Here is a 13179-nt window from a genome sequence, read left to right as displayed (position 1 = left end):
TCTTTAATCTTATAATGAGAATTTAATACCTAAATTGTAACGTCTTACAGTAGGATAAGCACCTAAATAACCTGCACCGGATAAATTTGCTTCACGGTCGTCAGGCATTCTTGTCCACAACCAGAGATTATTTCCGTTCAGATATATTTTCATATTTTTCACACCTAATTTCTTAATCCAGCCATCAGTAAATGTGTAAGCAACCTCAGCATTCTTCAAACGGATATATGATCCGTCATATAAAAACTGAGTACTGGTATTATAGCTCGGACTAGAAGACCATCGTGGCACTACAACATCGGCAGATGTATTATCTTTCGACCACCATGTTCCGATATCGTATACAGTGTTTAGTTTATTACCGAAGCTTGTTAATGATACATCTCGGGTTACATTTGTCACACCATAGAACTGAACGAAAGCACTAAATCCTTTCCATTCGAAGCCAATAGTAGCATTGAATGTATTCTGAGGTGTACCAGAATATCCGTAAGGAACTAAGTCTTTATTGTCAATAACCCCATCTCCATTGAAGTCTATTATGTTATAATCGCCGGGTAATTTTTGCGAATCGTTAGTGTCATGTCGAGTACTTCCATATAATTGGTCGTAGGTATTGACATATCCTGCATCAACGTAAGATGTATATTGTCCAATGCTATATCCGGCAGCTTTCTGATAAGCAGGTCTTAACGCCTGGTCATCTTTTTCTAATATTTTATTTTTAGAGTGTGTCATGTTGAAATTACCCCAAAGTCTCATGTCATTAGAGAGTCGTTTATTTATACGTAATTCCAATTCATAACCATTTGTACGAACTCTACCAATATTCGCTGTAGGAGGCATAGCTCCTAAATACGACGGAGTAGAACGTTGATCACCCCATACCAAGATATCTCTACGGTCATCTCTAAAAACATCTACGCTACCAATAAATAATCCGTCCAAGAATGAATAGTCTGCTCCTACATTTATCTTTCTTACGGTTTCCCATTTCACATTTTCATTTCCAAGTGCTGATTTTCTGTACCATGTATAAGGACTATTTCCATGATTTAAATCCATTGCTGTAACCCCTCCATAAGCCCACTGGGTCATATAAAGCCAACGTCGGGCTGAATCGAATTTGTCACCACCAAGATTATCATCTCCAATTTCTCCGTATGAAGCTCTGATCTTAAGCATATCTAGGAATTTTAATCCTTTCATAAAATTCTCATTGCTTAACATCCATCCTATTGCTCCGGAATTAAAGAATGCAAAACGATTTTCTTTACTGAATTTATCAGAGCCATTATAAGCACCGTTGTATTCTATAAAGTATTTGTCTGCGTAATCATAAGTAGCACGGAAAGCCCAGTCTTCACGGAAAATAGGCATTACACTACCTCTCGCCTCTTCTTGACGGCTGAAAACCCCCATGGCTGTTATGCTATGCGCATCAAATTTACGAGCCCAATTCAATTGTGCCTGATAGTATAAATTACGTAATGTTGCTCCATTATTTACAGATCCTCCTGATGTAGCCCAGTTAACACCTTGCATCCAGTCGAACTTATTATTACCATCAAAATTTTGTCTATAAGTTACTTGACCTGTTTCCGGATCTATCCATTTTCCCTGAGCCGAATTATTTAAATCATTTATTCCTCTTTCGAATTCAACAAAAGTATTATCCCAAGAAACAACTCCTCTAGCAGACAATCCTTTTGTTATAAAGCCCAAGTCTTGCTCTAAAGTAAAGTCTGTATTGATACGAGTTGTTGTTGTCTGCATTGTACCTCCCAAAGAAAGAACGGCAGCCGAGTTACTCACATTCGAAATATTTGGATAGAATCCCCATGAGCCGTCCGAATATTGGGGAAGGAAAACATCCGGTGCAATATTATAGGCTCCAGACCATTGTTGAGCAACAGCCCATGTGGAGTTATCGGTTTGTCCCCAAGGTGTTTTCTTGATAGCATTAGAACCCGCTAGATTAACCTTAAACAAAGTTGTCTTTGTTATTTGAAAATCCAGATTACTACGAACATTTAGCCTGTCGAATCCATATCCGGCATTATAATTACGTCCATTATCATAAACGCGGAAAAGGTCTCCTTCATGCACAAAGTCGGCAGAAGCAAAGTATTTTACAACTTTTGTTCCTCCCGATACATTAATATTTGCATTATAAGACATTGCTGTCTTCTTGAATAGAGCATCCTGCCAATCTACATTCGGATAGCGTTCTCGTTGCTCTATAGTAGTCTGGTTCCGATAATTGTTGATGAATGCTTGTGGTCGTATATAGGCCCAAGAATCAGGCGTTAGAGCTAATTCATGCTCAATAGCCCTGTTACGAGCCATTAATGCATCATAAGAATCCAATTTGTTAGGTAATTTAGACGGAGCTTTTAGTGTTGCGTTAAAACCAACATCTATCTTTGCGCTTCCGTCACTACCTCTTTTGGTGGTAACCAGAATAACACCATTCGCACCTTTAACTCCATAAACAGCTGTAGCAGAAGCATCTTTCAGAACAGATACGCTTTCTACCGAACTAATATCTACGGAACTCATTGGACGTTCGATACCATCGACTAATACTAGAGGATCGCTATTGTTCCACGAACTAGCTCCTCGAATTACAATCTTTGGTTCCTCTTCTCCGGGCATCCCTGTACTCTGAGTAGTAATTACACCCGGCAAATTACCGGTAAGAGCAGCTCCAATATCGGAAATACCAGCGGCACGCTCTAAAACTTTACCTGTAGTTTGTGTGATTGCTCCTACAACACTGGCCTTCTTCTGTTGACCATAACCTACCACAACCACTTCACTTAAAATCTCTTCATTTTCGGACATAACCACTCTTACATTCTGTTTGCCTTGTATGTTTATGTCCTGTGTTGTCATGCCTACATAAGTAGCTACGATGGTCTTTGTTCCGGTTGGAACAGTTAATGAAAAATTTCCATCAAAATCTGTTACAGTTCCTACTGATGTATTGCCCTTTAAAGTAATATTAACTCCTGTAAGAGGCTCATCATTTTTGTCTACGACATTTCCCGTAATAACAGTTCCTTTCTGCGCATATGCTGCAAAGCAAATAAATAGCAGGAGTAAACTTACGCAGGGAATTTTCCAAGCTCGTTTTGTTTTATTATTCATTACTATTAGTTTAATATGATTAACAATTTTAATTTATCATAATATGATCGATTCTTAATATCAATCTAATAGGATTATAAAAGTCAGCTGTCATCAATATTAGTTTTCATGGATTAAAAATTAAATAATAAGTTAATGCCTATTATTAAAAAATACATTTGCATACTCTCTTCGAGAATTTGTCAAATCAGCATTTAGGTCTAGGAGATTATTGATCATAGAAAACATAACATAGAGTATTGTCTAGCTACATTTTCTTCAGTTTATTGGTATTTTTTCACAAAAGAGTTTTTTATCATATGGTATTACAATTTAAGGTTATTTTAAGTGTATTATTTACAATTATTATCTCAGACAGTATTTTTTATCACCACAGTTTTGGTTATCGTTTTCTGTTTTTCTAATAGTATTTGCTGCAGTAAAATGCCTGGAGAGATGGTATTAAATTTTTCAGGTAACTATCGACGTAGTGAATAATCGACTCCAAATGGAATGTTAGTTCTCCACTACGCCGAAAAAAGTTTATATGCAAATAAGCAAAAGCTTATGGTTGAAAATCATTTGAAGATGTTGAATATAAACCAATCAATGCTCCAGTAAACCCACCGGCAACATCTGTGGAAAGAATATCACCGGAAACAGTTCCTCCAACATTTATGAATACCTGATTATCAATAGAGTAGTTAAATCTATAATTATCTTCGTCTGCTTCAACCTGCAATTTTATTGGTTTGCTTACATCAATTTTTTCACTAGCAACAAGGGTAGACTTATTCTTATCTGTTCTGACAAGCAAGATATAAGAGTCGCTTCCTTTTTGTGTAATACCAAATACATAGTTAAATGATTCTTTTTGATAACAAACGATTCCGGCTAAATCAGTTTCAGAGGCAGGTACATAGTTCATGTTCACTGTTGTTGAAAATGTTTTATGCTGTTGTCTATGAAACAAAGCTGAAATAGGCTTACGATCTTTGATATTTGTCTGGAATGGCTTAATCTGTAAACCCTCTTTCGTAATATTCACAAAATCTTCACGAGGACCTCTTACTGCTATCCATCTATGATCTAAACTCTTGCTTGAAAAATCGTCATTAAAAGTAAAGTTTCCATTAGGGAAGAAACCATTCATTCCTGTTTGATTTTGTACACCTTCCGGCATTTTCAACTTAGGCGATAGAGGAATAAGCCCATTCTCGAAAACAGGGAATTCTCCACTCCAGTCTACAGGTAATATAAATGTTTCTCTACCCGAATTTACTCTTTGTTTATTATTAGGACGAATTGCTAAAAACACGCCGTAATACTTACCATCAGGAGCTTGTACTAAATCGGCATGTCCAGCCCAATCTACTTTATCTTTTCTATCTTTTGCAAAATATCTTTGAGTCAATATAGGATTATTAGCAGCCGGCTTAAATGGTCCGCGTGGATTTTCGCTAACAAAAATCACTTCACTATGCCAATCACCAGTACCTCCTTCTGCACACATCAAAAAATAGCGACCATCTTTTTTATATATATGAGGGCCTTCTATCCATATAGGTCTTTTTGTAATATCCACCCCCCCATCTACTATTATTTTATCTGTACCAGGAATAACTCTATCGTTTTCTACATCATATTCCCATTGTTTAATAACCCTGTGGCCAGAATACAATTCTTTGCCATGATCGGGAGCATCATTATGTACTAAATAAGCTTTACCGTCATCATCAAAGAATAAAGCCGGGTCAATTCCATTAAACTCTAGACGGATCGGGTCACCCCATCCTTGTCGAGGATCTTTAGTTTTAACAACTATATTACCCAAACCTCCTCCAATATGAGTTGTGATCATATAAAAGGTATCATTATGAGGATTGTATGCAATGTCGGGAGCATATACTCCTGCACTCATTTCTATATCTTGTACTTTTAGTTGAGTTGGTCTTTCTAATACATTTCCTATTTGTGTCCAATTAACTAAATCTTTACTATGAAAGATTGGGACTCCCGGAAAAAAAGCAAAAGATGAGTTGACCAAATAATAGTCATCTCCTTTACGAGTAATACTCGGATCGGGATAACACCCTTGCAAAATCGGTGTATAAAATTCATTGCTTTTTAAAGGGTTTTCGTTATAAACCTTATCATTCCCTTGATAAATAAATTTGGAAAAAGTAGGAACCCCTTTTTGAAGTTTTTTGTTTGCCTTAGTCTGACTGCTCAAACTAAAAGGACTAAATAAGAGTATACCTGTAATAATAGCAATTACATTTTTTTTCATGATATGAATTAAGTTATTATATGGTTTTACGCTTTAGCGATAACATTACAAAGCTATATATCTAAAAAAATTAAAGGATAAAAACTTGTTTCTTTTACAATCGCACAAGTAATTACAACCCTACGGATTGTTGCATTTTCAATCTTCTATGTTGCACACCACATTTCCTTTCACTAAAAAGAATCTCTTTATCAGATAGAAAGCGAGTAATTGGCTTTTTTATATTATTTATAATCGATTGCATAAAAACAGAGTCATCGTCCCTCGTATATCAAGCAACTAATTAAGTGTACCTTCAATCGTTTTAATTTTACCGTTGCTGTCATATTCCAGTTCTACCACCTTAAGGCTACGCAACCATGTTTTCCCTCCAGATGGTACACAGTCATGGTAAAATAAATACCATTTCCCTTTGAATTCGGCAATTGCATGATGAGTAGTCCAGCCGATAACCGGAGTAAGAATTACTCCTTGATACACAAAAGGACCGTACGGATTATCTCCGGTAGCATAACACAATAAATGTGTATCACCAGTGGAGTATGAAAAGTAATATTTACCATTGTATTTATGCAACCATGATGCTTCAAAAAAACGTTTCTCTGTATCTCCTGCCGTTAATGGGTCTCCGTTCTCATCTAGGATTAGAACATTGCGAGGCTCTTCTGAAAATCCAAGCATGTCAGCACTCAATTTTACAACTTTAGGACATAGAGCTAAATCTTTTTCTTCGGGTAGAACGGCACATTCTAGAGCTTTGTTGTTGCGATAACGTTGAAGCTGTCCACCCCATAATCCACCAAAATACATATAGTATTCGCCATTTTCTTCCCAAATAGCAGGATCGATACTATAACTTCCCTTTATTGGATTTTCCTCTGGAGTGAATGGCCCTTCGGGCTTATCGCTAATAGCTACACCTATACGAAAAATATCATTTTGATCCTTTAGTGGAAAATACATATAATATTTGCCATCTTTACAGGCTACATCACAATCCCACAATTGACGACCAGCCCAAGGGATATCAGCTGTATCTAACACAACACCATGATCTGTAAGGACACCATTTTCGATATCATCCGTAGAAAACACATGATAATCCTTCATATTGAAGTGATCGCCATTATCATTTTCTTCGATTCCACTTTCCCAATCGTGTGAAGGATATATATACAATCTCCCGTTAAAAACATGAACAGCTGGATCTGCCATGTAAGCATCAGGAACTAAATATTTAGACGTTTTCATATTTCCGCTATTTCGAAGTTGATATTGTTTTTTATTTTCTTCTAGACATTGCCTCATCTATAATACTCTGAACAACAGGTTTAGCTTTATAATTCCTATCAAATAACAAAGGATAATCTGTACGTCCTCTCATTGGAAAATTATTTTTCCACGAATCGCCATCCGTAACACCCCACATAGTTACCCTACTTACTTTATCAGAATTATCCAGAAAAAGTGTAAAGTATTCCAACATCCGCTTACTCCAAACATCTGAAACAGAATCGGGCAAAGCTTCAACATAAGGATTCATCTCCTTCCTATAAGCTTCTGTATCCGATATATTAGCTCCCACATTAAAGCGAGGAGAAGGCAATGCACTCAATTCAAACTCTGTAATCATAACTTTCACACCCAATGCTGTATAGGCATCTATCGCAGCTTTATAATCAGCTAATGTCGGGGAATCTAATCCCACATGACCTTGCATACCAACACCATCGATACGAATACCTTTTTCTTTTAAAGTTTTAACTAGATTCACAATTGCATCGCGCTTCTCATTAAGCCATTCATTATAGTCGTTGTAATAAAGCTCTGCATCGGGATCAGCTTCATGAGCATATTGAAATGCTAACGGAATGAATTCTTCACCTAATATCTCATAGAATTTACTTTTGCGAAACTCTCCATTATCTAATATCGCTTCGTTAACAACGTCCCAGCCTTTTATGCGTCCTTTATAACGGTTTACAATTGTTGTTATATGATTTTTCATCCTTTCTTTTAATACTTCAGGCGAAACGTCTTTTCCTTTATCATCAGTAAAGAACCACGACGGAACCTGAGAATGCCAGATCAGGCAATGGCCTGTAACAAACAGGTGGTTCTGCTCACCTAATTCAACAAACTTATCCGCATCATCAAAAAAGAACTCTCCTTCTTTGGGCTGCATATACATGCTTTTCATACAATTTTCTGCTACAATGGCAGCAAACTGATCTTTTACAATTTTTAACGAAGCTGTATCGCGACCTTGTATCTGATTTAGATTTAAAGCCGTTCCGATATAAAACTTTCCATCTAACGCGTTTTTTAAAGATGGATTTTTGTCATCACTTGTCGATTTAGCCTGAACACAGCAGAGCAATAAAAGCATCAAGCTAAAACTAAGAATAGGTGTTAATAATTTCATGATAATGATTTTTCTATATTATATATTTATTAATTTCATTTTTAGAGCGACATTATTTCTCATCCAAATACCGTTCTTCGATTTCCACATTAATCTTGTTTATCACATTATCTTCCAGTTCATATTTAGATTTATCCCTGTCGATTTTATAAATTAAACTATAAGCACAAGCCATACCAGTATCTTTATTGATTTTGATTTATGCCCCCCTATCTTCACACGTCTAAGGCTAAGGACTTTCTGCATTGTAAAATTAAACCATTAACAAAAGAGAGGTAACTATTATTGATACAGCTTACGCTATCATATGTTCCGCAACAACTCTAAGATGTTTCACTTTATATCTATATTGTTTCTTCAGATTCTTGAAAGCATACAAAGAGATTTCTTGTGCTTCTTTTTCATAAAAAAGCTTGACCTCAAAAAACAGATTATTATATCTAAAAAGTCAATGCTAGCATAAATACCATACATTTGCACTTATAATCGAATTGATTCATGTGTAGATTTAGCGAAAATTATACTAATATTTGAAATTTAAAGAAACGTGCATGCAATTATACCACCATTAATATATGTGCTACCAAAGCAGAAGAAACCGATATAATCCACCTAAACAAAGATATAAAGCACTCCTTACGTTTCACAAACGATAGCTTATGTTGCACATGGAACAAAATATGTTTATTTTGTTCCCTTTTTCATTGTTTAATTCTTTATTTTTGTTTCACATTCTAATACCGAAAATCTAAAATACATGAGCAAACGCCTTTTTTTGTTTATTGCCCTTTCGTGCGTCTCCATTAGCTTAAGCTTAGCTCAACAGGAACGCTTTTATGGATTAGGGAAATTATCGAGCAACCTAATCACCCGAATAACTCAAGATTCCTCAGGATTTATTTGGATAGCTACCCAGAACGGATTAAATAAGTTTGATGGATGGAATTTCACTCATTATTTTTACAATGACAAAGACTCCACATCCTTATCTGGTAATTATATCGAAACTTTTTTCACTGATGACTCCGGCTCTCTCTGGATCGGTGCCAATAGAGGATTAGAATATTACAATCCTTACAAAGACTCTTTCATTCATGTCAAATTCCCCGATAATACACATCCATCAGTCAGAGGAATTATACAACTGCATAGCGGAGAAATCTGGATTGTAACAGGAGGCTATGGCGTATACTCTATTAATAAACAAACAATGACAGCAACTTCTCTCACAGATATAAACAAACTATTGGTAATCCCTTATTCTAACCATATTTTTGAAGATCGGGCACACCAAATATGGATAGTATTATCAGAAAGCCGTATGGCATGTATTTCTCCAGACAAAAAAAGCGTAAAAACTTATGATTTACCTATCGACCCTCAATATAAGGTCTATGGAATAACAGAAGACCACATGGGAAGAATGTTTGTTGCAACAAGCTCTTGTGTTTTTTTATGGGATATAATCCGTCAAGACTTTATGCGTATCAAAAATGATGAACCAAATGTAAATATACGAGGTATCGCTTGTCTTAAAGACGGAATGGTATACGTCAACACTGTAGGGCAAGGACTGAAATATATAGATACCAATACGATGACCTTGGTTACGCCTTCCAAACTTAAAAATGGATATGACAATCCTATAAAAGAACGTATTACAACTTTTTTTGAAGACAATAAAGGGAACTTATGGTTTGGATGCAATCAAAAAGGATTATTAATGGGCTTAAATGAGCCTACTCAGTTCGATTTTTGGTATTTTAAAGAAAATGGAGAAACAGGATCTATTACTTCATTATATGAAGACCGTGAAAATGAATTATGGCTAGGAACGGACAATGGTAAACTCAATAAGATAAACAACAGAGGGAAGATTTTAGAGTCTTATAATATTCAAAAAGATGTTTCTACCATATATGAGGATATCAACGGAACATTTTGGATTGGAAGCTACCAAGGAGGTGTTTATACTTTTGATAAAAAAAGTGGGAGGAGTGCTAAATATCCATCCTTCGAAGGAAAATCTGTTGTTGCTATAGCTGAAGATAAAAAAAAAAATGTATATATATCCGTACTTGGAGAAGGTTTCATTCGGTATAATATTGAAACAAAAAAATGGATATTGATATCTGATAAAACCCGTTTAGCAAATGATCAAGTTTTATCTAACAACTGGATTAATGATATCTTGTGCGACTCCGATGGGCTTATTTGGCTTGCACATAGTATAGGTGTAGACTGTTACGATCCGAATAAGAATATCTTTCTACACTATAGCGATGATACATCTCTTTCTTCTATGATTTGCACCACTCTAATGGAGGACAAGAAAAAAAATATTTGGATTGGGACAAATAATGGATTATACAGATATGACAAAAAAAGCAAAAAAATAGAACACTATGGGATGGAAGAAGGTTTGCCGAACAACATTATATGCGGACTAGGCACTGATGCTACGGGAAACAACATTTGGGGAAGTACACTCAACGGAATATTCCAATTAAATATAGAAACCGGACGTATCGCATGCTACTACACAGGGAATGGACTTGTTGATAGAGAATTCTCGAAGAATATTTTCTTACAAGATAAGATGGGATATTTATATTTCGGTGGGTTATATGGAGTAACCAAATTCCTCCCGGATTCAATTAAGGCTCTAAGTTTAGACTTTCAACCCAAACTAACTCATTTATACATAAATAATGTATCAGTTAGTGCTGATAAGATAATAAAAGGCAAACCGATATCCGAAACTAGACTGTTTGATGCCTCAGAGATAAACCTATCCTATAACGAAAAGTCTTTTTCTCTGGAATTTTCTACAATGAATTATCATAATCCGGAGAATGTTATTTTTGAATATCGCCTACTGGGAATGAATGAAGAATGGATATCTACATTTCCGGGAGAGAATCGTATAACATATAACTTTTTATCTCCAGGGAATTACACCTTAGAAGTAAGAGCTTTCGAGAACAATGCTTATTCTTCTATCAAGACTCTAAACATAAAAATTTCACCACCTTGGTACAGTACTACTTGGGCAACATCCTTATATGTATTACTTTTTATCGGAATATTAACAGGTATTGTCTATACATGGCAGAAACGTCAACAAAGACGTAGAGAAGAACAAAATAATGAAGATAAACTAAAATTCTTCATTAATATTGCACATGAGATACGATCACCTACCACATTAATTATAAGTCCATTATCTGAATTACTAAAAACCGAATATGATGAAAAAACAAAAAAGTTATTAGAAACAATACAGCGTAACGCACATCGCATAATGAGCCTTATAAACCAGCTTTTGGATATTAGAAAGATAGACAAAGGACAGATGAAGATTGCATGTCAGGAAACGGATATGGTCGGATTTATAAAAGACCTAACACTTGTATTTGATTACCAAGCAAATAAGCGAGATATAAAGTTCTCTTTCGAATCAACAGAAGATCGTGTGCCGGTATGGATTGACAGAAATAACTTCGATAAGGTATTGATGAACTTGCTCATAAACGCATTCAAATATACGAAGGACGGAGGAGAGATTAAAATATCCCTTACAACTATTAAATCCGGAAATGCAGGAAAGTATGCTGAAATTAATATCATTGATTCGGGATTAGGATTAAACGAGAAAGAGGTTGAACGCATTTTCGAACGATTTTATCAAACAGAGCCATACAATCCATTAGGATTCGGCATAGGGCTGAATTTATGCAAACTATTAGTTGAGCTTCACCATGGAACTATAAAAGCTTCTAATAGGAAGGATATACAGGGTAGCTGTTTTACTGTTCGCATTCCTATAGGGAATGAACACTTCACAAAAGAAGATATTGTTCAGCAAAGCGAAACAATCCGCTTTGCATTAGAAACACCTATTTGTTGGGAAGAAAAAGATCATCCAACAGTAGCAATAAAAAATAAAAAAAGACAACGGATATTGGTTGTAGATGATGATGAAGGACTACAAGAATATATACAAAGAGAATTAAGTGCGAGTTATAAAGTCGTTACTGCAAATAATGGCAACGAAGCCTTGCAAATATTACTACAAGAACGCATCGACTTGGTCATATCAGACGTAGCAATGCCCGAGATGGATGGTTTCACTCTACTCAAGAAAATTAGAAGCAATGAGAATATAAGTCATATCCCGGTGATCCTCTTAACATCTCAGGTTGAAGCGGATAGTCGCATGATGGGCTGGAATGTAGGTGCCGATGGCTTTATGGATAAACCGTTTCTGATGGAAGAACTGCTCTTCCTTTGTAATAATCTGATATCAAACAGATCTTTATTGAAAGGTAAATTTGTAGGGGTAAAAGAGCTGGAAGAGAAAGTGACTCCTTTAGATATTAAATCGAATGACGATTTATTTATAGAACGACTGATGACTCTTATTAATAAAAATATAGACAATTCTAAATTCAGCATCGAGGCTCTATCTAAAGATGTTGGTATCAGCCGTACACAACTACATCGAAAACTTAAAGAAATAACAGGGATAACTACCAGCGACTTTATTCGAAATGTACGTTTAAAACAAGCTGCAAAATTGTTAGTTGAGAAAAAAGTAAACATATCACAAGTCGCTTATGCTACAGGTTTTTCGAACCCTACCATTTTTGCAGTTGCATTTAAGAAATTCTATGGATGTACCCCTACAGAGTATGCAGAGAGGGGAGAAAGTTAAGATGCAACATAAAAGAACGAATATGCGACATAATAGCAGTCCAAAGCACTATATACGATTGTAAAAGGAATGGATTCTGTAATTATTATTTTTAATGTTTCGTAAATTTGAAATATGATTATTGAGAAAAAACAATTATTGAAAACAAGAAAGCTTCACTGATGAAAATGACAGTTTATATCTAAAAAGCCCTAGTTTTACAAATATAATTTCTCTGATTAAACTTCGAAACATCAAAATATTTAACAATGAGTTCTATTGATTTATTAAACAAAAGTGCAGACAATATTCGTATACTGTCGGCTTCAATGGTTGAAAAAGCGAAGTCAGGTCACCCGGGGGGAGCAATGGGTGGAGCGGACTTCATCAATGTTTTATTCACTGAATTTCTCGTTTACGATCCGCAAAACCCGACATGGGAAGGTCGTGACCGTTTTTTCCTCGACCCAGGACACATGTCGCCTATGCTTTACAGCACATTGTGCCTGACTGGAAAATTCACACTCGAAGACTTACAACAATTCCGCCAATGGGGAAGCGTTACTCCAGGACACCCCGAGAGAGACATCAACCGCGGAATAGAAAATACATCAGGACCACTGGGGCAGGGACATA

6 protein-coding genes and 1 pseudogene are annotated in these 13179 nt (G+C 35.7%); 2 read left to right on the top strand and 5 right to left on the bottom strand.

Annotation, left to right across the window (positions count from 1 at the left end):
• Positions 1 to 9: 9 nt before the first annotated feature.
• The 5 genes from BGO84_RS13740 to BGO84_RS13720 form a co-directional block, all read right to left on the bottom strand.
• Positions 10 to 3153, bottom strand: coding sequence for a TonB-dependent receptor (locus tag BGO84_RS13740; RefSeq protein WP_291029992.1), 3144 nt, complete (start codon positions 3151 to 3153; stop codon positions 10 to 12).
• Between the two features lie 544 nt (positions 3154 to 3697).
• A complete protein-coding gene (locus BGO84_RS13735) occupies positions 3698 to 5422 on the bottom strand; it encodes a glycoside hydrolase family 43 protein (RefSeq protein WP_291029990.1) in 1725 nt (574 codons plus the stop codon).
• 279 nt (positions 5423 to 5701) lie between these two features.
• Positions 5702 to 6673 carry a glycoside hydrolase family 43 protein gene (locus tag BGO84_RS13730; RefSeq protein WP_291029988.1) on the bottom strand — a complete coding sequence of 324 codons (972 nt, stop codon included), beginning with the start codon at positions 6671 to 6673 and terminating at the stop codon, positions 5702 to 5704.
• Positions 6674 to 6704: 31 nt separating this feature from the next.
• Positions 6705 to 7811, bottom strand: a complete 1107-nt coding sequence (locus tag BGO84_RS13725) for an endo-1,4-beta-xylanase (RefSeq protein WP_291030061.1) — start codon at positions 7809 to 7811, stop codon at positions 6705 to 6707.
• A gap of 88 nt (positions 7812 to 7899) precedes the next feature.
• Positions 7900 to 8022 carry a hypothetical protein gene (locus BGO84_RS13720; protein ID WP_291029986.1) on the bottom strand — a complete coding sequence of 41 codons (123 nt, stop codon included), beginning with the start codon at positions 8020 to 8022 and terminating at the stop codon, positions 7900 to 7902.
• A gap of 582 nt (positions 8023 to 8604) precedes the next feature.
• Between BGO84_RS13720 and BGO84_RS13715 the strand changes: the two genes are divergently transcribed.
• Positions 8605 to 12564, top strand: coding sequence for a hybrid sensor histidine kinase/response regulator transcription factor (locus tag BGO84_RS13715; protein ID WP_291029984.1), 3960 nt, complete (start codon positions 8605 to 8607; stop codon positions 12562 to 12564).
• A 248-nt stretch (positions 12565 to 12812) separates the two neighbouring features.
• Positions 12813 to 13179, top strand: a pseudogene (locus BGO84_RS13710) (transketolase); the annotation flags it as partial.

Origin of the sequence: Dysgonomonas sp. 37-18, from assembly GCF_001899125.1 — a bacterium.
In the GTDB taxonomy this organism is placed as follows: Bacteria; Bacteroidota; Bacteroidia; order Bacteroidales; family Dysgonomonadaceae; genus Dysgonomonas.
The sequence above is the reverse complement of the archived record's forward strand: the minus strand, read 5'-3'. Positions and strand labels throughout refer to the sequence as shown.